Annotated in this window: 23 protein-coding genes; 10 read left to right on the forward strand and 13 right to left on the reverse strand. The window is 74.9% G+C overall.

Features of this window, described 5'->3' with window-relative positions; genetic code table 11:
- Positions 1 to 52: 52 nt before the first annotated feature.
- The 7 genes from ABZ495_RS06085 to ABZ495_RS06115 all read right to left on the reverse strand — a co-directional run bounded on the left by ABZ495_RS06085 (position 53) and on the right by ABZ495_RS06115 (position 6,862).
- Complete coding sequence (locus ABZ495_RS06085; protein ID WP_329491294.1) at positions 53 to 1,318, reverse strand: beta-ketoacyl-[acyl-carrier-protein] synthase family protein; 1,266 nt, start codon at positions 1,316 to 1,318, stop codon at positions 53 to 55.
- Positions 1,315 to 2,934, reverse strand: coding sequence for a class I adenylate-forming enzyme family protein (locus tag ABZ495_RS06090; RefSeq protein WP_359834639.1), 1,620 nt, complete (start codon positions 2,932 to 2,934; stop codon positions 1,315 to 1,317). Before ABZ495_RS06090 ends, ABZ495_RS06085 begins: the two co-directional genes overlap by 4 nt.
- Positions 2,935 to 3,072: 138 nt before the next feature.
- Positions 3,073 to 3,582 (reverse strand): beta-ketoacyl synthase N-terminal-like domain-containing protein, encoded by a 510-nt coding sequence (locus ABZ495_RS06095; RefSeq protein ID WP_359807072.1) that lies wholly within the window; start codon positions 3,580 to 3,582, stop codon positions 3,073 to 3,075.
- Positions 3,579 to 4,739, reverse strand: coding sequence for a beta-ketoacyl synthase N-terminal-like domain-containing protein (locus ABZ495_RS06100; RefSeq protein ID WP_359807075.1), 1,161 nt, complete (start codon positions 4,737 to 4,739; stop codon positions 3,579 to 3,581). Before ABZ495_RS06100 ends, ABZ495_RS06095 begins: the two co-directional genes overlap by 4 nt.
- Entirely contained in the window at positions 4,736 to 5,017 is a 282-nt protein-coding gene (locus ABZ495_RS06105; protein ID WP_329491298.1) for an acyl carrier protein, read from the reverse strand. The genes ABZ495_RS06100 and ABZ495_RS06105 overlap by 4 nt, the downstream gene beginning before the upstream one ends.
- Positions 5,014 to 5,289, reverse strand: a complete 276-nt coding sequence (locus ABZ495_RS06110) for an acyl carrier protein (protein ID WP_329491299.1) — start codon at positions 5,287 to 5,289, stop codon at positions 5,014 to 5,016. The genes ABZ495_RS06105 and ABZ495_RS06110 overlap by 4 nt, the downstream gene beginning before the upstream one ends.
- 136 nt (positions 5,290 to 5,425) lie before the next feature.
- Positions 5,426 to 6,862 (reverse strand): long-chain fatty acid--CoA ligase, encoded by a 1,437-nt coding sequence (locus ABZ495_RS06115; protein WP_359834641.1) that lies wholly within the window; start codon positions 6,860 to 6,862, stop codon positions 5,426 to 5,428.
- Between the two features lie 182 nt (positions 6,863 to 7,044).
- Between ABZ495_RS06115 and ABZ495_RS06120 the strand changes: the two genes are divergently transcribed.
- From ABZ495_RS06120 to ABZ495_RS06135, 4 genes are all read left to right on the forward strand, one after another.
- Positions 7,045 to 8,154 carry an alpha-hydroxy acid oxidase gene (locus tag ABZ495_RS06120; RefSeq protein WP_359834643.1) on the forward strand — a complete coding sequence of 370 codons (1,110 nt, stop codon included), beginning with the start codon at positions 7,045 to 7,047 and terminating at the stop codon, positions 8,152 to 8,154.
- Positions 8,155 to 8,299: 145 nt separating this feature from the next.
- Positions 8,300 to 9,073, forward strand: coding sequence for a methyltransferase domain-containing protein (locus ABZ495_RS06125; protein WP_359834644.1), 774 nt, complete (start codon positions 8,300 to 8,302; stop codon positions 9,071 to 9,073).
- Between the two features lie 201 nt (positions 9,074 to 9,274).
- Complete coding sequence (locus tag ABZ495_RS06130) at positions 9,275 to 10,213, forward strand: alpha/beta hydrolase (protein ID WP_359834646.1); 939 nt, start codon at positions 9,275 to 9,277, stop codon at positions 10,211 to 10,213.
- Complete coding sequence (locus ABZ495_RS06135) at positions 10,210 to 11,550, forward strand: PLP-dependent aminotransferase family protein (protein WP_359834648.1); 1,341 nt, start codon at positions 10,210 to 10,212, stop codon at positions 11,548 to 11,550. Before ABZ495_RS06130 ends, ABZ495_RS06135 begins: the two co-directional genes overlap by 4 nt.
- Before the next feature lie 77 nt (positions 11,551 to 11,627).
- Here ABZ495_RS06135 and ABZ495_RS06140 read toward each other — a convergent pair whose 3' ends face one another.
- The 4 genes from ABZ495_RS06140 to ABZ495_RS06155 form a co-directional block, all read right to left on the reverse strand.
- Positions 11,628 to 12,392, reverse strand: a complete 765-nt coding sequence (locus ABZ495_RS06140; RefSeq protein WP_329491305.1) for an ABC transporter permease — start codon at positions 12,390 to 12,392, stop codon at positions 11,628 to 11,630.
- Between the two features lie 23 nt (positions 12,393 to 12,415).
- Positions 12,416 to 13,372 (reverse strand): ATP-binding cassette domain-containing protein, encoded by a 957-nt coding sequence (locus ABZ495_RS06145; RefSeq protein WP_352294601.1) that lies wholly within the window; start codon positions 13,370 to 13,372, stop codon positions 12,416 to 12,418.
- A 149-nt stretch (positions 13,373 to 13,521) separates the two neighbouring features.
- On the reverse strand, positions 13,522 to 14,703 hold the full coding sequence (locus ABZ495_RS06150) for a glycosyltransferase (protein WP_359807090.1): 1,182 nt from the start codon (positions 14,701 to 14,703) through the stop codon (positions 13,522 to 13,524).
- The gene (locus ABZ495_RS06155) at positions 14,700 to 15,002 is read right to left on the reverse strand and encodes a hypothetical protein (RefSeq protein WP_329491308.1); all 303 of its coding nucleotides are present in this window, start codon (positions 15,000 to 15,002) and stop codon (positions 14,700 to 14,702) included. The genes ABZ495_RS06150 and ABZ495_RS06155 overlap by 4 nt, the downstream gene beginning before the upstream one ends.
- A 97-nt stretch (positions 15,003 to 15,099) precedes the next feature.
- On the opposite strand from ABZ495_RS06155, the gene ABZ495_RS06160 reads away from it, so the two are divergent.
- From ABZ495_RS06160 to ABZ495_RS06180, 5 genes are all read left to right on the forward strand, one after another.
- A complete protein-coding gene (locus ABZ495_RS06160) occupies positions 15,100 to 16,032 on the forward strand; it encodes a 3-oxoacyl-[acyl-carrier-protein] synthase III C-terminal domain-containing protein (protein ID WP_359807096.1) in 933 nt (310 codons plus the stop codon).
- A 108-nt stretch (positions 16,033 to 16,140) separates the two neighbouring features.
- Positions 16,141 to 16,431: an acyl carrier protein gene (locus tag ABZ495_RS06165; RefSeq protein ID WP_329491311.1), complete on the forward strand. Its 291-nt coding sequence runs from the start codon at positions 16,141 to 16,143 to the stop codon at positions 16,429 to 16,431.
- A gap of 4 nt (positions 16,432 to 16,435) precedes the next feature.
- Positions 16,436 to 17,275, forward strand: a complete 840-nt coding sequence (locus tag ABZ495_RS06170) for a hypothetical protein (RefSeq protein ID WP_359834649.1) — start codon at positions 16,436 to 16,438, stop codon at positions 17,273 to 17,275.
- Positions 17,272 to 18,090: a 4'-phosphopantetheinyl transferase superfamily protein gene (locus ABZ495_RS06175; protein ID WP_359834651.1), complete on the forward strand. Its 819-nt coding sequence runs from the start codon at positions 17,272 to 17,274 to the stop codon at positions 18,088 to 18,090. Before ABZ495_RS06170 ends, ABZ495_RS06175 begins: the two co-directional genes overlap by 4 nt.
- Positions 18,091 to 18,201: 111 nt before the next feature.
- Positions 18,202 to 19,923: a condensation domain-containing protein gene (locus ABZ495_RS06180; protein WP_359834653.1), complete on the forward strand. Its 1,722-nt coding sequence runs from the start codon at positions 18,202 to 18,204 to the stop codon at positions 19,921 to 19,923.
- Between the two features lie 95 nt (positions 19,924 to 20,018).
- On the opposite strand, the gene ABZ495_RS06185 is transcribed toward ABZ495_RS06180, so the two are convergent.
- Together ABZ495_RS06185 and ABZ495_RS06190 are read right to left on the reverse strand one after the other, a co-directional pair.
- Positions 20,019 to 20,804, reverse strand: coding sequence for a hypothetical protein (locus ABZ495_RS06185; RefSeq protein WP_359834655.1), 786 nt, complete (start codon positions 20,802 to 20,804; stop codon positions 20,019 to 20,021).
- Positions 20,801 to 21,466: a sigma-70 family RNA polymerase sigma factor gene (locus tag ABZ495_RS06190; protein ID WP_359807109.1), complete on the reverse strand. Its 666-nt coding sequence runs from the start codon at positions 21,464 to 21,466 to the stop codon at positions 20,801 to 20,803. The genes ABZ495_RS06185 and ABZ495_RS06190 overlap by 4 nt, the downstream gene beginning before the upstream one ends.
- A 232-nt stretch (positions 21,467 to 21,698) precedes the next feature.
- On the opposite strand from ABZ495_RS06190, the gene ABZ495_RS06195 reads away from it, so the two are divergent.
- Entirely contained in the window at positions 21,699 to 22,595 is an 897-nt protein-coding gene (locus ABZ495_RS06195) for an SAM-dependent methyltransferase (RefSeq protein WP_359807112.1), read from the forward strand.
- Positions 22,596 to 22,601 lie beyond the last annotated feature (6 nt).

Here is a 22,601-nt window from a genome sequence, read left to right on the forward strand (position 1 = left end):
CTCCGACGGGTGCCCCGGGGCAGGCCGGGGTGCGACCCCGGTGCCCGGTCGGTTACTTGACGGACCGGGTGGACGCCGGGCCGAAGACCAGGCTGAGGTTGTGCCCGCCGAAGGCGAACGCGTTGCTCAGCGCGGCGCCCGGCGGTACGGACCGGGCCGCGCCGCGCACGTGGTCGAGCGCGCAGGCCGGATCGGGATCGGTCAGGTTGAGCGTCGGTGGCAGCGTCCCCCGGGCGACCGCGAGCGCGGTTACCACTGCCTCCAACGCCCCTGCGGCGCCCAGGAGATGGCCGGTCGCGCCCTTGGTGGAGCTGACCGCCGGACCGTGCTCGCCGAAGACCGCCCGCAGGGCGGCGGTCTCGGCGACATCGCCCAGTTTGGTGCCGGTGCCGTGCGCGTTGACGTAGCCGATGTCGGACGGCGCCAGACCCGCGTTGGCGATCGCGGCGCGCATCGCGTCGGCCGCGCCCGAGCCGTCCGGTCGTGGCATGGTCGGGTGGTGGGCGTCCGTCGAGGCGCCCCAGCCGGTGAGGTCGGCGTACCCGGCCGCGCCGCGGGCGTCCGCGTGCTCGGCCCGCTCCAGGACGAGGACGGCGCTGCCCTCGCCGAGGACGAAGCCGTTGCGGCGGGCGTCGAACGGCCGGCTGGCCTCGGTCGGATCGTCCCAGCCGGCCGACAGTGCACGGGCGTTGGTGAAGGCGGCGGCGATCGTCGGGTGCAGCGAGGACTCGCTGCCGCCGCAGACCACCACGTCGGCGTCGCCGGCCCGGATCAGCCGCAGCCCCTCGGCGACGGCCTGGGCGCCGGCCGCACAGGCCGTCACGATGGCCGAACTGAAGCCCCGGATACCGTGTTTGATGGCGATCCGGGCGGTGGCCATGTTGGAGAGCATGCCGGGCAGCAGGTACGGGCTGACGCCGGGCCGGCCGCGCTCCAGTCGGCGGTGCGACTGCTGCTCGAAGGTCTCCAGCCCGCCGCCGCCGGTGGCCAGTACCACGGCGGTGCGGTGCGGGTCGGCGTCCCGGCCGACCACCAGGCCGGCGTCGGCGAGCGCGTCGTCGGCGGCGGCGAGGGCGAGCAGCACGAACCGGTCCACGCACCTGGTCTCGGTGGGCGGCAGCACCTCGCGGCCCTCGACGGCGGGTGCCAGGCCGGCGGCGGTGAGCCAGCCGTGCGCGGCGTGGCCCTCGGGCAGCGCGCGGATGCCGGAGCGGCCGGCGGTGAGCGCCTCGAAGACCTCGGCCGGCTTTCGGCCGACCGGTGTGACCAGGCCGATCCCGGTGACCACGGCGCCCGGGCGGGCGGTGGCCGCGCTCATCGGGCGGCCACCGAGTCGAGGTAGCGGCGGCGCAGCAGCACCTTGCGGACCTTACCGGTCGGCCCGAGCGGGATGTCGTCGCCCGCCACCACCAGGACCTGGCGGACGGTGGCCGCCGCGGCCTCGTCGAGGGCCGCGGTGACCGCCTTGGTGCGGTCGGCCGTCGGATCCGCGTCCGCGGTCAGGATCAGCAGGACGTCGGTGACCACCTGGTCGCCGTCCCGGACGGCGACCACCGTGCAGTCCGCCACGTCGGGGCAGGCGGCCAGTACCCGCTCCTCCGACATCGCGGTGAACAGCCGCTTGCCGTCGCCGAGTTCCACTGAGTCCACGGCGCGGTCGACGTGGTAGTAGTAGCCCTCCTCGTCCCGGTACATGAGGTCCCCGGTGAGGAAGCGGCCGCGGATCCGGGTGCGGAAGGTCTTGACCGAGTCGTTCCAGTAGCCGAGTGCCAGGGTGGGGGAGGCGGTGGCGAGTTCGCCGACCTCGCCCGTCCCCAGCGGCTCGCCGTCCGGGCCGACCAGCTCGCAGTCGACGAAGGCGTGCGGGCGGCCGACGCAGCGGCCGTAGCGTTCGGTGCCGGGTCCGTGGGTGATGAAGAAGTGCGAGTGGCCCATCTCGGTGGAGCCGAGGCCGTCCACGAACAGCGAGCCGGGCAGCCGGACCCGGCCCTCGCGGGTGACGGCTTCGCGGCTGCCGGCCGCGATCAGCCGGCGGATGTGCACCTCGTGGGCGCAGTCCCCGGTGTTCCACCAGAGCGCGACCGACGACAACTCGCGCTTCGCCAGGTCGTGGTGGGCCAGCTCGGCCCAGGTGGCGGCGAAGCCGATGACACCGGTGGGCCGGCGCTCCTCGATGGCGTCCAGCACACCGGCGCCGGCCTGCCGGGAGAGCAGGTCGAGCCGGGTGTGCGAGCTGAGCGCGAGGTTCACCGCGATCAGGGTGGCGGCGTGCGGCGCGGGCAGTGCGCTGAGCATCCGCTCCTGGCCCTGCGGGCGGGGCAGTCGCAGGCGGTGGCGGATCGCCGCGTACAGGCTCGCGTGGGAGTGGACGACTGCCTTGGGCATCCCGGTGGTGCCGGAGGAGTGCGTGATCGCCACCGGGTCGTCGGACCAGTGCCGGTAGGGGGCGGGGGCGGCGTCCGGGTCGCCCGAGCCGAGCGTGCCGACCTCCGGGAGCAGCGGGGCGCCCGGGTCGTGGCCGGCCAGCGCGGTGAGGTGCGGGGCGTCGGCGAGGATGCCGACGGCGCCGATCCGGGCGATGTAGCGGGCGGCGCGCTCCCCGTCCACGTTCGGGTTCAGCAGCGCCGGGATGGCGCCGAGCCGGGCCAGTGCGAGGAAGGAGAGCACATGGTCGGCGACGTCCGTCGCGTAGACCACCACCGGGTCGCGGCGGGTGACGCCGAGGCCGTGCAGGGCCGCCGCCCGGGCCCGGACGGCGCGGTCGAGTTCGCGCAGCGTGAAGGGCTGCCAGGCGGCATGGCCGTCCACCGGGGTGTCGAAGGCCAGCAGCGGTTCGTCCAGTCCGAGGCCCAGGGCCATCCGGCGGGTGAGGACGTTGCCGGCGCCGACGTCGGGGTCGTCCGCGAGAAGGGTGCGGATACTGCGGATGCTCACGGTGGTGAATCCCTCCCATGGTGCTGGGCGTACTTCGGCGGGGCGCGTCGGGTGCGCCGCTCGCTCGATGGCGGTGCGGGCGATACGGGGTGGCGGGGTACGGAGGCGGCGTGGTGTGCGGTGGCGGGGCGGCGTGGGTCAGCCGGCCGTGACCAGGACGGCGGCGGCCCGGTCCGTTCCCCCGGCGGACGCCGCCTGCTCGGCGGCGACGACGAGCACCTGGTCCGCGTCGCCGTCCGCGAGGAGCAGCGCCGCCAGGTCGAGCGCGTCCTGCGGCACCAGGCCGGGTACGGAGTCGGCCGGGCTGATCGACACCACCGGCCCGGTCAGGCCCCAGCGGGCGGCGATGTGTCCGAGCACGGCGTTCGGGTTGGACTGGAAGAACAGCAGGGGCGGCACCCGCCCCCCGGAGGCGGCGGCGTCGTCGATGGCGCGGGCGGTGGCGCGGTCGCCGCCCGCGCTGGCCAGCAGCAGGGCGGTCCGGCCGGGGGCCGGGGCGCTGCCGTGCCGGGCGCGCAGGCAGCGCTCGGCGGTCTCGGCGACCAGCGGATTGAAGGAGGAGGCGGTGAAGCCGGGGATCGGCGGGAGCGGCTCGTGGTGGCCCGGCTCCGGCCAGCGGGCTTCGGCGAGGACGCGCAGTGCGCTCACCGGGTCGCCACCAGGAGTGCGGTGTTGGCACCGCCGAAGGCGGAGTTGAGCGTCAGCGCGTAGCGTGGCCGGTCGGCGCGCGGGCCGTCCAGCACGAGGTCCAGTCCGACGTCCGGGTCCGGGCCGAGCCAGCCGGCGTTCACCGGGAGCCGCCCGTCGCGCAACGCTCCGATGGTGACGGCGAGTTCGAGCAGGGCGGAGGCCTCCAGGGCGTGCCCGTGGACGGCTTTGCTGGAGCTCACCGGGAGCCGCCCGGCGTGCGCGCCGAACACCTGGTGCAGGGCGTTGGCCTCGGCCCGGTCGGACAGCGGCGAACCGGTGCCGTTGGCGTTGACGTAGCCGACCTCGTCCGGGGCGAGGCCCGCCCGGGCGAGCGCGGCCCCGACGGCGCGGGCGACGCCGTCGCCGCTCGGCTCCGGGCGGCAGACGTGGTGGGCGTCCCCGGACCGGCCCCAGCCGGCCAGCCGGGCGAGCACGGGTGCGCCGCGCAGCTCGGCCCGCGGCTCCGCCTCGACGACCACGGCGGCGGCCGCGTCGCCGAGCAGGGTGCCGGTCCGGCCGGCGCTGAACGGGCGCAGCTCGCCGTCCCGGGCCAGCGCCCGGCCGGCGTCGAAGGCGGCGAAGACGCCCGGTTCCACCAGGTGGCCGGCGGCGACCAGCACCCGGGGGTGGCGGCCGGCGGCCACCAGGGCGGCGGCGTCGGCCACGGCGGTGCCGGCGGCGACGCAGGCACCGGTGTAGACGCGGGTGACGCCGGCGGTCCCCCAGGCGGCGGTGGCTCCGGCGGCGACGGCGGCGGTGACGGCCCGGGTGTGGAGGTCACTGTGCAGCGCGAGCAGGACGGGCATGCCCTCCCGGTCCGCCGCGGCCCGGCCGTCGCCGTCGGGGCCGTCACCGCCGCGCCCGGCGGGCAGGCCGGCCTGGCGGCAGGCCTGGTCCACGGCGGCGAGGACGGCGTCGGCCAGCGGCACCGGCTCGGCCAGCAGCGCGGCCCGGGTGGTCCGGCGCGCGGAGACGTCGAACCTGGTCACCGTGGTGAACGCGGTCTTGCCGAGGGCGGCCGCGTCGGTGAGCGCGTCCAGCCCGGTGCCGGCCGCGCTGAGCACGCCGACTCCGGTGACCACGGGCCGGACGGCGGGCGGAGCGTGGCCGGTCATGACTGCGCGACCCCTGCGGTCCGTTCCGGCGGGGCGCCGGCGGCCGCCGCGAGGACGGCGGAGCGGAGCACCTCGACGGCGTCGTCCACCGTCCGGATCGCCTCGAAGCGTTCGTCGTCGAGATCCGGCTCGATGCCGTAGCGCTGCTCGAACTCGGCTATCAGCCAAGTGAGTTCCAGAGAGCCGAGTTCCTCGGGGACGGTGTCGGCGGCGCGCTGCCCGAACGCCGCCAGGATCGTCAGTACCTCGGCCCGGTCGGGGAGGACGGGCTCGGTCACGCGGGGCTGCCGGAGGTGGCGGTGACGGCGGCGAAGCGCTTGGCGACGTCGGCGGTGAACTCGTCGAGCGTCATCAGCGCGGTGCTCTCCATCTCGTCGAAGTCGAACTTGATCCCGAACTCGTCCTCGACCTGGACCGAGAGGTCGGCCAGCGCGAGCGACTCCAGGTCGAGCCCGGCCGGGCCGAGGTCGGTGTCGCCGGTGACCTCGGAGACGTCGTACTGCATCTCGGTCAGGGCGGCGAGGACGAACTCGCGGATGCGGTCCTGCATGGTGTGCTCCTGTACTCGCGCGCAGCGGCGCGCGGATCGTCGGGGGAGAAGCAAGCGGCGGGGAGAAGCGGCGGGGAGTCGGGGACGCGGCGGTCCGGGTGCGGCGGGTCTGTCCGGCGCCTCCCGGCGAGGCCGGTCAGCGGGGCGGTTCGGCGGCGGTCGCCCGCAGGGCGGCCGGGTCGCGCAGCAGCTTTCCGGTGGCGGTGCGCGGCAGTTGCGGGAGGAAGGACAGCCGGCGGGGCCGCTTGTAGGCGGCGAGCCGCCGGGTCAGCCCGTCCCGGACCAGCGCGTGGTCGGCGTCCTGGTCGGCGGCGAGGTACGCCTCGATGGCGCCCTCGTCGAAGACCACGACGGCCTCGCGGACCTGGGGCAGGGCGGCCAGGATCAGTTCGACCTCGGTGAGGTCCACCTTCAGCCCGCCGATCGAGACCTGGGAGTCCCGCCGGCCCAGCACGGTGACCAGCCCGGTGGCCCGGTCCAGCTCCGCGGCGTCGCGGGTGTGCAGCCAGCCGTCCGACCACCGGGTCGGGTCGTCCAGCCCAGGGTACGGCGAGGCGGCCGTGCCCAGCTGCAACTCGCCTGCCACCAGGCGCAGTTCCATCCCGTGCACGGGACGCTTCGCCGGGTGCAGCGCGCCGTCCAGATCGGTGGCGATGACGCCGAGCTCGGTCATCCCGTACATGGTGCCCAGCGGTACGCCGTACCGGGCGGTGAAGGCCGCCGGCAGGCCCGGGCGGACCAGCTCCCCGGCCACCACCATCCGGCGCAGCCGTGGCAGCGCCGGGGGCGCGGCCACACCGGCCAGCAGTTCGGCGTGGAAGGGGACACCGATCACGGTGGTCGGCCGTTCCCCCTCGTCGCCGACGGCGGCCAGGATACCCGCCGCCGTCATCCGCTCCGGCACGGTGAGCGGTGCGTGGGCGTACAGGCTGTTCAGCAGTCCGCCGACCAGTCCGAGCACGTGCACCACCGAGGAGAGCAGCACCACCCGCTCGCCCTCGCCGGGGAAGTCCGCCAACCGCCGGTAGCAGTCGAGTTCACGGAGCAGGTCGCCGGCGGTACGGGCGATGACCTTGGCCGGGCCGGTGGACCCGGAGCTGAGCTGGACCAGCGCGTGGCCGGTCCGGGCAGGTCGCCCGCCCGGTAGCCGGACGGCCACCGGCTCGACCTCGGAGAAGCCGCGCAGCGCCGCCGAGGGCCGGTGCTCGGACCCTACCAGCACCTGCGGGGTCAGCCGTTCGACCGCCAGGGCGATCTCGTGGTCGGTCAGCCGATGGTCCAGCAGGGTTACCTGGGCGCGCAGTTGCCAGCAGGCGAGCAGCGCGGCGACGAAGCCCAGGGAGGGCGGCAGTCGCAGCGCCGCGGTGCCGCCGGGGCCGAGGCCGGCCGCGGTCAGCCGTGCGGCCTGCTCGTCGACCAGGGCGCGCAGGGTGGCGCGGTCGACGGGTGTGCCGAAGCGCAGGCACTCCGCGTCCTCGGGGCCGGCCAGCAGGAACCGTGCCACCCAGTCGTCCGGGGCGTCGGCGTGCGGCGGTGAGGAGGGTGGAAGTGCGGGGAGGGAAATGCCGGTCAACGCCACTCCACGGAGAGGAGATTTGACATGGACGCCGTTCTCAAACCAATACGGTCAATTCCGTTGCCAGACCTTTGCACAGACGTTTGGTCAAATCAAGGTCTATACCAATCTGGTCCGTACCTTCTACGCTGCCGAAGCGGGACTGGTCCGAGCGCGGCCGTCCGGGAACGAGGATGCCCGTGGGACTACTCACGCTGGCCGGTATGGAGCGCGCGGCGCGCGCCCAACTACCACCGGAAATATGGGACTTCATCGAGGGTGGCAGTGGATCCGAACGCACCCTGGCGGCCAACCGGGAAATGTTCGGTCACTATGCACTGCGCCCCCGCACGCTGGTCGACGTCTCGACCTGCTCGACCGCCGTCCCGCTGCTCGGAACCGAGCTCCGGACGCCACTCGCAATTGCCCCGATGGCCTACCACCGGCTGGTCCATTCGGGCGGGGAAACCGTGACCGCCCGGGCAGCCGGCCGGGCCGGCGCGGTGCTGGTCGCCGGAATCTTCGCCAGCCGCAGCTTGGAGTCCATCGCGGCCGCGGCCACCGGGCCGCTCTGGTTGCAGCTCTACTGGCTGCGCCGGCGCGACGCGCTCGCCGCCCTGATCGAGCGGGCCGAGGCGGCCGGCTTCGCCGCGCTCATGCTGACCGTGGACGCGCCCCGGATCGGCCGTCGGCTGCGCGACCTGCGCAACGGCTTCGCCGTTCCGCCGGACATCCGCGCCGTCAACCTCGACCCCGCGCTGATGGCCGCCAGCCACCGCGCCGACGCGGGCTCCTCGGGCATCGCCGAGCACGCCCTGGAGCAGTTCGACCCCAGCCTGACCTGGTCCGACCTGGCCTGGCTGCGGGCCCGCACCCGCCTCCCGCTGGTCCTCAAGGGCATCCTGACCGCCGAGGACGCCCGGCTCGCCGCCGAACACGGGGTGGACGCCGTGGTGGTCTCCAACCACGGCGGCCGTCAACTGGACGGCGCGCTCCCGGCGCTGGCGGCGCTGCCCGAGGTGGTCGCGGCGCTTCCGCCGGAGGTCCCGGTGCTGCTCGACGGCGGCGTCCGCACCGGCACCGACATCGCCGTCGCCCTCGCGCTCGGCGCCCGGGCCGTCCTGGTCGGCCGCCCCGTGCTGTGGGGGCTCGCCGTCGACGGCGAGGCGGGAGTGGTCCGCGTCCTCGACCTGCTCCGCGACGAACTCGAGCACACGCTGGCCCTGCTGGGCCGGCCCACCCTCGCGGACCTGGACCGCAGCGCCCTCGCGCCCTGGCCGACAGCCCCCGCGCCCCGGCCCACCGCCTGACGGCGCGACCCCGGCCCCCCGCCCCACCGCGCGGCCCCTCCCATCCCCCGCGCCCGGCCCACCGCCCCACCGCGCGGCCCCGCACCGAGCTCCGGACCGAAGTTCCGGGCCGAAGCACCGCACGCCCGACAGAGAGACCGACGACATGAAGAACCAGGACGCCTTCCCCGGCTGGGACTGGGACGACCCGGACGGCCTCGCCGTCCGCCTCGACGCGTTCAGCGCCGACGTCGCCACCTGCGAGAAGCTCGAACCGGCCGCCGGCGGCCTCCCGCGGGACCACCAGGGCTTCCGCGAACTCGGCATCACCGGAATCGAGTTCGCCGCCTTCCGGACGGCCCACCCGGAAGGCCTCGGGACCGACCTGACCGCCCTGCGCAGCCCCGGCGCCAGTACCGAACCCGGCACCCTCTACCGCGTCGACGGCGACCGCTGGTTCACCCAGCTCGACATCGGCCGCCCGCTGCCCTTCGCGGACGCCAGCGTGGACTGGGTCTACGCCGAGCACCTGATCGAGCACGTCACCATGCCGGTCGCGATCGGCTGGCTGCGCGAGGCCCGGAGGGTGCTGCGCCCCGGCGGCGTGCTGCGCGTCACCACCCCCGACCTGGCCCGCTACCTGATCGGCTACGCGACCGACGACGGCTTCCTCACCAAGCACCGCCGGCGCCTCACCACCATGGGGTTCGGCCCGCCGATGCCGCCGCGCCCGGCCTTCCTGGTCAACCAGATCTTCCGGTACTACGGCCACCAGTGGATCTACGACCTGGACGAGCTGCGGCACGTCCTCACCGAGGCCGGCTTCGAGGCCGACGCGATCCGCCACTGCGCCTACCGGCAGGGCGTCCGCGCCGACGTCGCCGACCTCGACACCGCGTTCCGCACCGACGAGACGATCTACGTCGAGGCCGACCGCTAGGGAGCGTCGGCAAAGTCCCGCCTGATCCGACGCGACTCTGCCAGCACCCCCTAGGACTTGTCCGACACTCCCCGCCGCGCTCTCGCGACGCGAACTGCTCGGACAAGCCCCAGGACTCCCCTCCGCGAGCCCGTCCGGGCGTGACCGACCGGGCAGGCTCCGAGCAGGAGCGCCCGACCCCCGCCGTCCGATGGGATGACCATGCCCTTGCACCCCCAGGCCCAGGCCCTGCGCGAACGCCGTGCGCAGGCCGGCACACCCCCGCTCTACAGCCTCACCCCGGCCCAGGCCCGCGCCGCCGACCTCGCCGACATCCGGGCCGCCGCCGGCACCCCCGAGCCCGTCGCCGCCGTCGAGGAGCACCGGATCCCCGGCCCCGGCGGCGAGCTCGCCCTGCGGCTCTACCGCCCCGAGCCGGCCGGCCGGCCGCTGCCCGCGCTGCTCTACCTGTTCGGCGGCGGCTGGACCCTCGGCTCGCCCGACACCAGCGACGCGATCTGCCGTCGGCTGACCAACGCCGTCGGCTGCGTCACCGCCTCCGTCGGCTACCGCCTGGCCCCCGAGCACCCCTTCCCCGCGGCCGTCCACGACTGCCGCGCCGCCGCCCGGTGGCTGGCCGGGAACGCCGCCGCCCTCGGCGTCGACCCGGCCCGGCTGGCCGTCGGCGGCGACAGCGCCGGGGGCAACCTCACCGCCGCCCTCACCCTGCTCGCCCGGGACGAGGGCGGCCCGGCCCTGCGCCACCAGCTGCTGGTCTACCCCAACACCGACCACCGCGCGGTCGCCGCCGCACCGCCGGAGCGGCACGACGACCCGCTGCTCTTCAACCGCCGCTCGGTGGCCTGGTACTGGGGCCACTACCTGGCCGATCCCGCCGACGGCGCCCACCCCTACGCATCCCCGCTGCGCGCCCCGAGCCTGGCCGGGCTGCCGCCCGCCACCGTGATCACCGCGGAGTACGACCCGCTGTGCGCGGAGGGGGAGCACTACGCCGACGCGCTGCGGGCGGCCGGCGTCCCGGTCGAGTCCCGCCGGTTCGCGGGCATGCCGCACGGCTTCTTCGCCATGACGGGCGTCCTGGACGCGGCCGGCGAGGCCCAGCGGTACGCCGCCGAGCGGCTGCGCGAGGCCCTGCGGTGACCGCCCTCCGCCCGCTCGCCCCGCCCGACGCCCCGGACGTCGAGCCCCTCGCGCTGTCCGGACTGCACGCCTCGCTGTCGGATCCGCTGCTGGACGCGATGACCTTCCTCAACGAGGTCACCACCCGCTACCCCGGGGCCGTCTCCTTCGCCCCCGGCCGCCCCTACGAGGGCTTCTTCGAGCCGGAGGACGTCCACGGCCACCTGGACGCCTATCTGGACCACCTGGCGGCCCGCGGCCTGGACCGGGACGCCGTGCGCACCACGCTGTTCCAGTACGGCCCGACCAAGGGCGTCATCGCCGACCTGGTCGCCCGCACCCTGGCCAACGACGAGGGCCTCACCGTCGCCCCCGAGTCCCTGGTGCTCACCGTCGGCGCCCAGGAGGGCATGCTGCTGACGCTGCGCGCCCTCTGCGCCGGCCCGCAGGACGTCCTGCTGGTCAGTTCGCCCTGCTACGTCGGCGTCACCGGCGCCGCCCGGCTGCTCGACCTGACCACCGTCCCGGTGCCCGAGGGCCCCGACGGCGGCCCCGACCCGCAGGCCGTCCGGGCAGCCGCCCGGGCCGTCCGGGCCGGGGGCGGGCGACCGCGGGCCCTCTACGTGGTGCCCGACTTCGCCAACCCCTCGGGCACCAGCATGCCCGTCGGCGCCCGGGCGAGGCTGCTGGAGGCCACCGCCGCGGAGGGGCTGCTGGTCATCGAGGACAACCCGTACGGCTTCTTCGCCCGCGACCCCGGCGAGCGGCCGACCCTGAAGGCGCTGGACCGCCGCCGGCAGGTCGTCTACCTCGGCTCCTTCGCCAAGACCTGCTTCCCCGGCGCCCGGCTCGGCTACGTCGTCGCCGATCAGGAGGTGGCCGGCCCCGGCGGCCGGCGCTCGCTGCTCGCCGACGAGCTGGCGAAGCTGAAGAGCATGACGACGGTGAACACGCCCGCGCTCAGCCAGGCCGTCATCGGCGGCATGCTGCTGCGCCACGACTGCCGGCTGCGCGCCGCCAACGCCCGCGCGACGGCCTACTACGCGGCCAACATGACGGCGCTGCTGGGCGCCCTGGAGCGGGAGTTCCCGGCGGCGGAGCGCCGGCGGCTGGGCCTGTCCTGGAACGAGCCGGAGGGCGGCTTCTTCGCCGTGCTGACGGTGCCCTTCACGGCCGACGAAGCGGCCATGGAGCGGTGCGCCAGGGACTTCGGAGTGCTCTGGACGCCGATGGCGCCGTTCTACCCGGCGGGCGGGGGAGAGCACCGGCTCCGGCTCTCGGTCAGTTCGCTGACGGAGCACCAGATCGACGTCGGCGTCGCCGAGCTGGCCCGCTTCATCCGGGCGCAGGCCCGGTAGCGACACGGACGAGGGCGGGGCCGGGGCTTCTTCGAGCCCCGGCCCCGCCCTCGTACCGCATGGGGAACGCGCGGGGCTCAGCGCACCCGGGTCGAGAACAGGCGGGCCGACCAGTACACGGACACCACCGTCATCAGGACGACCACCAGCAGCCCCTGCCAGACCACGCTGTCCCCGACATGGCCGGAGAACAGCGCCCGCATGCCTTCCACGGCCCAGTAGAAGGGGTTCCACTTGGCCACGTTCTGCAGCCACACCGGCGCCAGCACCAGCGGCAGCAGGACGCCGGAGAGCAGCGCGATCGGCTGCGCGAGGGTGTTCACCACCGGCGCCATCGCCTCGTCGGCCGGGAGCACCAGCGCGATGCCGTAGGAGATCGCCGAGGTCATCAGGGCCAGCAGGCCGAGCAGCAGGTACGCCAGCAGCAGGTCCAGCGGTGCCACCCGCAGCCCGAACGGCAGCGCGATCAGGGTGATCAGGACGGCCTGGACGAGCAGCGCCACCGTCTCGCGCAGCGCCCGGCCGAGCAGCAGCGCCAGCCGGCTCACCGGGGTCACCCGGGACCGTTCGATGATCCCGGCCTTCAGCTCGCCGAGCAGGCTGAAGCCGGTGTACAGGCCGCCGAAGATGCAGAGCACCGCCAACAGGCCCGGTACGTAGATCTGGTAGGCGTCGGCGTAGGTGATCGCGCCCATCGGCGCCAGCACCGTCTTGAGCAGCGGGGCGAACAGCAGCAGGTAGAAGAGGGGCTGGATCAGCCCGACGGCGATCCAGATCGGGGTTCGCCACATGATCAGCAGCTGTCGCTGGAAGACCAGCCAGGTGTCGCGGGCGAGCTTCATGGGGGCCTCTCGGGGATCAGTGCTCAGGACTGCTCGATGGAACGGCCCGTCCGGGCCAGGAACACGTCGTCCAGGCTGGGCCGCTGCAGCTGCACGGTGCCGGGCACGACGCCCGCCCCGTCGAGGGCGCGCAGCAGTCGCGGGATCGCGGCCGCGCCGTCGTCGAGGTAGAGCCGCAGGTCGTCCTCGCCCTGGGTCTCCAGGCGGTGGAGGTACGGCTGTTCGCGCAGCGCCTTGGTGGCGCGTTCGGCCTCGCCGGCCGCCAGGCCGACCAGGACGACGTCGCCCGAGATCTCCCGCTTCAGGCTCTCCGGGGTTCCTTCGGCGACGACCTCGCCGTGGTCGACGATCGCCACCCGGTCGCAGAGCGCGTCGGCCTCCTCCAGGTAGTGCGTGGTCACCACGACGGTCAGGCCCTCGGCGTTCAGGCGGCGGATCTCCGCCCACACCTGCACCCGGCTGGCCGGGTCGAGCCCGACGGTGGGTTCGTCGAGGAAGAGCACCCGCGGCGCGTGGATGACGCCCAGTGCGATGTCCAGCCGGCGGCGCTGGCCGCCCGAGTAGGTGCGGCACGCGCGGTCGCCGAACTCGGTGAGCCCGAAGGCCTTCAGGGCCTCCTCGGCCCGCTGCTGGGCCAGGGTCTTGCGGGCGCCGTACATCCGGGCCTGCATCACCAGCTCCTCGCGGGCGGTGACGGCGTCGGCGGTGCCACCGCCCTGGGCGACGTACCCGATCCGCTGCCGGACTCCGGCCGGGTCGGTCAGCAGGTCGGCGCCGGCGATCCGGACCGCACCGCCGTCCGGCCGGATGAGGGTGGCGAGCATGCGCAGGGTGGTCGTCTTACCGGCGCCGTTGGGCCCGAGAAAGCCGAAGATCTCGCCTGCGGCCACGTCCAGGTCGATGCCGCGGACGGCGTCGACGGCAGCCTGGCCGCGTTGTTTGGACGGATAGGACTTGCGAAGTCCTTTGGTCTCGATCAACCAGAACTCCCGTGCGGGGATGGATGTGCCACGTCGACGACGTCCAGCGCACACAGGGCTGGACGGTCCGTGCGGGGAAGGTGGCCGGGGCACCTGGGAAGCGGTGCTTCGCGCCACACTAGGGTCTGCGGCGCCCCGGATACAATGGCCTAGACCAATGGATTCGATCGTTCTGCCCCGGTTCCGACCAGCGACTCCAGTCGGTCGGCCGCCGTCAGGGCCCCGCCGCCGGACCGCAGTTCGGCGCCCACCCGGGCGGCCGCCGCGCGGTGCTCCGGTGCGTCGAGGACGGTGCGCAGCGCGGCCGCCAGCCCCTCGGGCGTGACGCGCGCGAACGGCACCCGCAGCCCGGCGCCGGCTGCCGCCACCTGGGCCGCGACGAACGGCTGGTCGTGTCGGATGGGTGCGGTGACCAGCGGGATCCCGTGCGCCAGCGCCTCGCCGACGGTGTTCATCCCGCCGTGGCACAGCACCGCGTCCAGCGCTCCCCGCGCCATCAGCTCCAGCACCGGTGCCCGGTCCACGGCCACCGCGTGGCGCGGCAGTTCGGGCAGCAGCGCGGCGGGCGCGGCGATCACCGGCTGGACGTCGTCCCCGCACAGCGCCAGGGCCCGGACGGCCCGGGCGTGGAAGTCCGCGCCGAGGTCTCCGGCCAGCGTCCCCATGGTGACCAGGACCCGGCGCCGGCCCGGCTGCAGCCGTTCCCAGGGGAAGGCCGGGTCGGCCGGCCGTTCGGCGAGCACCGGCCCGACCAGGGCGTAGTGCGCCGGGAGCGGCGCCGGACCGGCCAGCGCGGGACCGGTCGTCGCCAGGACGAGGGCGGGGGAGAAGCGCGGGTCGGTGTACTCCTCCTCCGGCAGTCCGGCCCGTCGCCAGAGCCCGGTGAGCAGCCCGGTCATCCAGGCCTCGACCTTCGGCAGCGCCCGGAACGGCCGCCCCAGCTCCATCGCGCCCGGCGCCAGGCTGGCCCACGGCAGACCGTGCCGGTGGGCGACCAGCGCGCCCGCGGGCGTGTGCTGGTCGACCAGCAGCGCGTCCGGCCGGTACTCCCGCACCGCCGCGTCCAACGGCTTCGCGGTGAACCGCGCGTAGGGGACGATGAAGCCCTCCCAGAGCGAGCGCAGGGCGGCCAGTCCGTGCCCGCCCTGCGTCCGGAACGCCCGGGTGCCCGTCCCCAGGACGACCGCCCCGGGGCCGAGCAGCGGCCGCAGGACCGACTCGGTGCCGGTCCAGGCGACCTCGTGGCCGCGCGCGGCCAGCTCGCGGGCGATCCCCACGACCGGATTGACGTGTCCCGTCAACGGCGGTACCACCAGCAGGAATCGGCTCATCGGACGGGCTCCTCGGCGGGCAGCAGCCGCTGCACCTCGGCGACGGTCAGGGCTTCCAGCTCGGCCAGGTCCAGCCCGGCGCGGTGTGCGGCGAGGCCGGCGGCTGCCCCGAAGTGCCCGCACAAAAGGGCATCGAGCACCGTCAGTTCGTACTCGTCCAGCAGCAGATCGGCGTCCAGCCGGGCCTGCGGAGTGACCAGCGCGGCCCACTCGGGCGGCGCGCCGGCGGCCCGGGCCAGCAGGGCGACCAGCTCCGGACGGACCTGGGCGGCGGAGGATTCGGGTTCGGAAGAGGTCATGGGGGCTCCACCTGCTCGACGGCACGGGGGCGGATTGAGACTGCGAAGGGCCCGAGATCACTTGTGCGACCCGTCGGGCGTCGGAATACTAGCCCGCGTGACAGCACTGGAGGCAGTGGCCGTCCACCTCCCCCACCACACCGTGCCCATTGAGGCAGTGGGCGAGCGGATCGGCCTGACCCCGCGTCAACTTCGACTCTTCCGCCGTTTCCACGGACTGGACCAGCTGCGGCTGGATCCGGACGGGAAGCTGCCCGACCTGCTCGGCGCCGCCGTCGAGGCCTTACCGGAGCTGCGCGGACGCGAACGGCACGTCCGTTTCGTGATCCACGCCCGCAGCATGCCGGTGGCGGTGCCGTACCCGCTCAACCCCCTGCACGACCTGCTCGGCCGGTACGGCCTGGCGCACGCCTCGGCCTTCACGGTGACCCACCACGCCTGTGCGGTGGGTCTGCTGGCCGTCGACCTGGCCGGCCGCCTGCTCGCCGGGCAGGACGACCCGGAGGCCCTGGCGCTGGTGCTGGCCGGCGAGAAGACCTTCACCAAGGACGCCCAGGTGGTGCCCGAGACCGGGATCTTCGCCGAGGGCGCGGCCGCCTGCCTGGTCCGGGCCACCGGCGAGCGCAATCGGGTGCTCTCCTACGCCGTCCGCCACCGCCCCGAGTTCGACGGCCGCCTGGCCGGCGACGCGGACCTGCTGGCGCGCTACCAGCGGGAGTACCCGGTGGTGATGATCGAGGCGATCGAGGCCGCCCTCGACCAGGCAGGTCTGGACCTCTCGGACCTCGCCCTGGTGCTCCCGCACAACGTCAACCAGGCCTCCTGGCGGATGATCTGCCGACGGATCGGGTTCCCGGTGGAGAAGGTCGTGCTGGACAACGTGCGCTCCGTCGGGCACAGTTTCGCTGCAGACAGCCTCATCAATCTCCACACCGCCACCACGCGGGGGCTGCTCCACCGGGGCGACCGCTACCTGATCGCCGCCGCCGGTGTCGGAGCCACCTTTTCCGCCATGGCCGTCGAACACTGACGCATCGTCGTTTCGGCGCACCCGGGCGACGCATCGGCACGGCGAGGACGACCACGCCTCCGCCCGCCGCACCCATTCACCTCTCACGCACGACGGGACGGGACATCCATGCCAGAACCCGCGGTCCAGACCACTGATGTCGAGCTGCGCGACCGGATCCTGCGGAGCATCGGCGAGCTGCTGCCGCGCGTCCTCAAGCGCGACCTCCCCGAGATCCCCGAGAACGCCTGCCTCTTCGACGACCTCGGCCTGACCTCGGCCGGCACCATCGAGCTGATCCTCGAAGTCGAGGAGACGCTGGACATCCAGGTCGACGTCGAGCAGATCGGCGAGGACGACCTGCGCTCGGTGACCAGCCTGGCCGACTACGTCGCCGGGCACATCATCCCCGAGGACTGACCGGGTGGCCGCCGATTCCGCGCCGCCGCTCGCCCTGGGCGTCACCCGGATCCTCGCGCGGTCCTTCGACGGCAGGTCGGAGACCTCGCTCGACCCGGACCTGCGGGTGTTCGTCACGGACCTGGTCCGGCCGTACGGCCTGCCGGTGCGGGAGGACCTCCTCGCCGAGGGCGTCGGCCACTCCTACGAGGAACTGGCCGAGGGCCTGCTGGCCGAGGCGCTCGCCGACGGCGTGCCGGTGGACCTGCTGATCCTCGCCTTCGACTCGCCCGACGTGCGCCCGGGGGCGCCCAGCTCGCTGGCGCTCAGCCGGTCCTGCCCGGGCGCGCCGCTGGCCTTCGCCCTCTGCGACCAGGGGTCGGCGGTGGCCTTCAGCGCACTGCGGGTGGCCGCCGAGTACCAGCGCACCGGGGCCTGCCGGCGGGCGGTGGTGGTACTGGCGGAACAGACCGCGCTGCACTACCGGCCGGCGGCGCCGGTCGACCTGCCCGAGCGGCACAGCGTCGTCGTGCTCGTCCTGGACGAAACCGCCGACGTGGAACTGATTGTGCGTCAGATCTCCGCGCTCGACGGCCGGAAGGCGGCCGAGGTGGTCGGCGCGGAGGTCGGAACCCTCGGGGCTGACGCGGCTGTCCTGCTGGGCTCCGGCCTGGCGACCGAGCCGGTCCCCGAGGTGGCAGCCGCGGCCGGCCTGCCGTTCGCCGGTCTGCCGTTCACCGGCCTCTGGGCGGAGCTGGCCGAGCGGCTGCCCGAGTGGCAGGAGAAGGGGCGGCCGGTGCTGGCCGCCGGTTTCGACCGCAGGCTGGGCGTGCTGAGCACCCTGACCCTTCGGGCCGGCCCGTGACGGCGGGTCCGGCCGCCGACACCGCCTCCACGTCCACCTCAACCTCCGAAGTCGCCTCCACGTCCGACACCGCCTCCACACCGGACACCGCCGACCGGGTCGACCTCTGGACCATTCCCACCGACCAGCCGGACGAGGTCGTCCGGAGCCTGCGAAGCCTGCTGGACCGTGACGAACTCGCCCGCGCCACCGGCCGGAGCCCCGCCCGCGATCCCGTGGCCGGCCGGCGGTTCACCGTGGTGCACGGCGTCGTCCGGCTGCTGGTGGCCGAACGCCTCGGCCTGCACCCCGCCGAACTCGCCTGGCGGTACGGCCCGCACGGCAAACCCGAACCGGCGGTGGGGCACGAGCGGGTCGGCGTCAGCTACTCCGGCTCCGGCGCCCTGGCCGTGCTGGCCCTGACCGCGGGGCGGCCGGTCGGTGTCGACGTCGAGGAGGTCCACGACGCCCGGGTGGCCACCCGGGTGGCCGAGCGCTACTTCCCGGGCGCCGAGGCGGAGTTCCTCGCCCGGTCGGCCTCGCCCGCCGTGCTGGCCGAGCGCTTCACCACCCTCTGGTGTCGCCGGGAGGCCTGCGTCAAAGCCTACGGCGGCCGACTGGTGCAGGGCTTCGGGCTGCCGCTGGCCGGCCCGGCCCCGCTGCGTCTGGCCCACCCGGGCACGCTCGGCGAGGGCCCCTGCCTGCTCGACGACGTCCCGGTGCCCGGGCCGTTCCGCGCCGCCGTGGCGGTGCTCGGGGAGCAGCCGTTCCGGCTGCGACGGCACCGCTGGAAAGCCTTGTCAGAGGCCTGTCAGCCTTTCTGGCAACGGAACTGACGGTCCGTCGGCGCCACCAGAAATCTGGTCTGTACCACTTCGCCGGGCCGCTGATAACGTCCCGACCCGCACACCGCTCCAACCCCAGGCCGGCCGAAGGGCGCGTACGACGTGAGAGAGACCAGCCGGCGGATCACCGTCCGGTACAGCGGCGCGAGCAGCGGCTTCGGGCCGCTGACCCTCGGCCAGGACAACATGATCCGCTGCATCCGGCGGGACCGACCCGAGCAGATCAACAAGGAGTCCGTCTGGCCGGTCCCCGACGGGACGACCCTGACGGCCGCGCTCGACGCCGTGCGGCGGCTCGTCGAGCGGCACGACTCGCTGCGGACGGTGTTCCCGCCCGGGCCGGGGCCGGACGCCTTCCCCGAGCGTCAGCTGGTCTGCGGCGAGGGCGAGTTCGGCGTCACCGTGGTGGACAGCCGGTCGACCGGCGGGGCGGCGGGGATCGACGCGCTCGCCGAGGAGCTGGGCCGGGCCGACGTCGCCGTCCCGTTCGACCTGGCGGCCGGGCCCCGGCTCCGGTTCACCCTGCTGACCGAGGACGACCACCCGCTCCGGCTGGTGGTGGTCGTCTGCCACGCGGGTGCGGACGGCGCCGCGACGACGCTGCTCATCGAGGACTGGTTCGCCCTCGCGGCCGGCAAGGAGCTCCCGCCCGTCACCGCCCGGACGCCGCTGGAGGTGGCCGCGGTGGAGCAGAGCGACCAGGGCCGGCGCAAGGCCGCCGCCGCGCTGCGGCACTGGCAGAAGGTCCTGTCCACCGCGCCGCAGGCCGCCTTCGCGGACTCCCGGATCACCGGCCCGCCGGACGGCGTCGCCGCCGTCGTCCTGCGCTCGCGGCAGGCCGCCGCCGACCTGCTCGCCACCGCGCGGCGCACCGGCGCGAGCCCCTCCGTCGTCCTGCTGGCGGCCTTCGCGGCCCTGGTGGCCCGCCGGGCCGGCCGCGGCGACCTGGTGATGTCGGCGCTCTCCGCCAACCGCCAGCGCGCCGCGATGGCCGACCACATCGGCACCCTCGCCCAGGACGCCCTGATCGCCCTGGACACCGACGCGGCCGACCTCGACGAGGTGATCGGCCGGGCCAAGGCGGCGTCGCTCGCCGGCTACTGGCACAGCACCCTCCCGGCGGGCGCCGTCTGGCAGCTGATCGAGGACGTCGCCCATCTGCGCGGCTCCCGCTTCGCCCGCCAGGTCGTGGTCAACGACCTGAGCATGACCATCCCCGAGGCGATGTCCGACGCCCGCCCGTCCCCGACGAGCGACCCCGAACTGACCTGGCTGCCGGACCAGCCGGTCGCCGTCCGGCTGATGTTGAACATCCTGCGGACCTCGAACAGCCTGGAGTTCGCACTGGTCGCCTGCCCGCAGGTGCTCGACCGCGAGGAGACCGGCCGTTTCGCGCTGGCCCTGCCCGCGCTGCTCGAAGCCGCCGCCCGGGGGCCGGTCCCGCTCGCCGGTCTGCCCGCGCTGACCGGTCTGGGCGGCGCCGTCCGGACCGGTGCGTGGCAGCGGATCGAGAACTCCTGGGTGGACCTGGACGCCGTCCGAGCCCTGGTCGTCGACGCGCTCGGCACCGCCACCCGGGTCGACTTCGTCGACGGCCGTCTGATCGCCCGGATCGCCACCGACGACCCCGGGTTCACCCCGCTGGTCGCCCACCGCACGGTGATCGAGGCCCTGCCAGGCCGGGACACCGCGGTGGCCCCGCAGCACTACGTGGTCCATGCCGCCGCCCACCCGGCCGGCCCGCCGTGCTGGGACGACGCGACGGTGGTGGCCGAGGGCTCCGGCCGGTGCCCGGAGATCGCCGGCCGCCTCGCCCCGCGCTGAGCGCCCGGGGCGGGCGCCGCCCTGCGCCCGCCCCGTCCGGAGATCGCCGGCCCGGGGACTCACCCGAACGGGGCCGGGCCGTCCCGCCGCCCGGTTCACCCCTGCGCGCCGTCCCAGGAACAGGCCGAGGTCGCACCCGAGGTCAGCCCCCACGGGCTGGGTACGTCACCGCTCCGGTCCGGGTCGCCGTGGTCGTTGTCGCCGTGGCCCGGGTCGCCGCGGCCCGGATCGCCCTGGCGCGGCAGGCGGTCGATCACCTCGACCAGCGTTGGGGGCAGTTGCGGCGCCAGGCCCCGGTGGCAGCGCGAGAGCACGTCCCGCCGGACGTCGTCCGGCAGCAGCGGCCGGTCCACCCGCGGCGGGGTCGGTCCGCGCGGGCGCGCTCCCGGCGGGCCCAGGGCGGCGGCGAGCTGGTCGGACCAGGCCCGCCAGTAGTCGGCGTCGTCGGTCTCGCCGTACCGCAGGTGGTACAGGTGCAGGCAGTACGCCGCCGTGCCGCTGCCCGATCCGGCGGCGAACCGCCACCAGAACTCGGCGCCCTCCTCGCGGCCGGTGGCGTAGAGCAGCGCGGCGAACACCTCCGCTCCCTCCGGCTGGATCCGCCGCGCGTTGACCAGCAGGTCCAGCCCCCGGGCCGCCTCCGGGGTACCCAGCACCAGGGCGACCACCAGGCCCAGCTCGAAGGTGGCCTGTTCGTGCTCGGACGGCAGGTGGGTGGGCGCGGCCGTGAGCCTGGCCAGGCGCAGCGCGGCGATCCGCTCGGCGTGCGCCCGTTCGGGCCGGGGGATGTGCGGCGTCGCCGTCCCGCCCTCGGCCGGTGGCACGGCCCCTGGTGGCGTGGCCGGTGCGGCGGGCGCCTCGGCCGGGGGCCGGGGGGTCACTGTTCGCCTCCCCGGTCCGGCAGTTCGCGCACACCGAGCCGTCTGGCCAGCCGCTCGCGGGCGTGCCGGAGGTTGGAGTGGACGGTGGCGACGGGCCGGCCCAGATAAGCGCCGATCACCTTGACGTGCAGCCCGAGCAGGTACCGCAGGACGACCACGTCCCGCTGCCGGTCGGGGAGTTCGAGGATCGCCGCATAGAGCCGGACCTCGTCCGCCTCGCTGTGCAGCAGGCCGTTGGCGACGTCCTTGAACGCTCCGATGACGGCCTCGAAGGTGACCGCCTCCACCTCGACCCGCTCCTCGCCGGACACCCAGTCGGCGACATGACGGTTCGCCAGCCGCCAGGCGTACGCGGCCGGTTCCTCGAACCGCAGGACGTGGGCCCAGTGCCGGGCGAGGTCCTCCTTGACCGCCTCGACGATCAGTGCCGCGTCCGCGCGGTTGCCTATCCGGGTCAGGGCGAGGGCCCGCCAGGCCGGCTCATGGGTCTCGCAGAACGCCGAATAGGCAAGCTCCAGGCGGATGTTGGCGTACTCCGGGCCGCTGTACCCGTGCTCGTCGGCGTCCCCGTGGCCGTTCCTCCGGCGGCCGCCCCCGCCCGGGCCCGCCGGCGCCGGTCCTCCCCGGTGCCCGAGTACCCGGACACCCCTGTCGATCGTCATCGAACCTGCCTTCCACCGCCGCCGACCGACCGCCGGCCGCCCGAGGGTGCGGGCCCCGTGCCCGCGGACCCCATTCCACCAGGTTTCGTCACCGCAGGCGTTTGTGCGAATACCGACAGTCATTGCGTCCGATCTACGGATCATCGGCCAGCGGAACTCCACAGACCGGAACGGCGGTTGACGGGCCGGTAGCGTGGGCGACGACGGGTGAGTCCTGCGGCCGGGGAGAGCGATGAGCCTTTACGACGGTGTCGACCTACGACTGAACGTGCCGCACTCGGCCCGGATGTACGACTACTTCCTGGGCGGCATCACCAACTTCGCCGCCGACCGCGAGGCGGCCGGCCAGGCGCTCGCCGCGCTCCCCTGGGTGCGCGCGACCGCGCGCGCCAACCGTGCCTTCATGCACCGCTCGACGCGCGCCCTCGCCGAGGCCGGCCTGGACCAGTTCCTCGACATCGGCACCGGCATCCCCACCTCGCCCAACCTGCACGAGATCGCCCAACGGGTGAACCCGCGGGCCCGGGTGGTCTACGTCGACAACGACCCGATCGTGCTCTCGCACGCCCAGGCCCTGCTCACCGGGGCCCGCGAGGGCCGCACCGCGTACGTCGAGGCCGAGCTGACCGAGCCGGCGGCGCTGCTCGCCGCACCCGGTCTGCGGGACACCATCGACCTCGCCCGCCCGGTCGCCCTCTCCCTGAACGCCGTCCTGCACTTCGTCCCCGACGACCCCGACGCGCCCGGCGACCCCGACGCGCCCGACGCCCCCGTCGCGCCGGACGGCACCGTCGCGCCGGACGGCCCCGACGGCGCCGCGGTGCAGCGCGCCCACGCGATCGTCGAACACCTGAAGGCCGCCCTCGCGCCCGGCAGTGCCCTGGTGCTCTCCCACGTCACCGCCGACTTCGCGCCCGAGGAGATCGCCCGGCTGGCCGGCATCTACCGCGCCGCGGGCGCCCCCGGCCAGGCCCGCGCGCACCATGAGATCGCCCGGTTCTTCGACGGCTGGACGCTCCTCGCCCCCGGGCTCGTCCCCACCCCGCGCTGGCGCCCGGCCGGCCCCGAGGACACCGCCGTGTCCGACACCGAGGCCTCCCTCTACGCGGCCGTGGCCATCAAGCCGTGACACCGG

Source organism: Kitasatospora sp. NPDC005748 (genome assembly GCF_040630735.1).
GTDB lineage: Bacteria > Actinomycetota > Actinomycetes > Streptomycetales > Streptomycetaceae > Kitasatospora.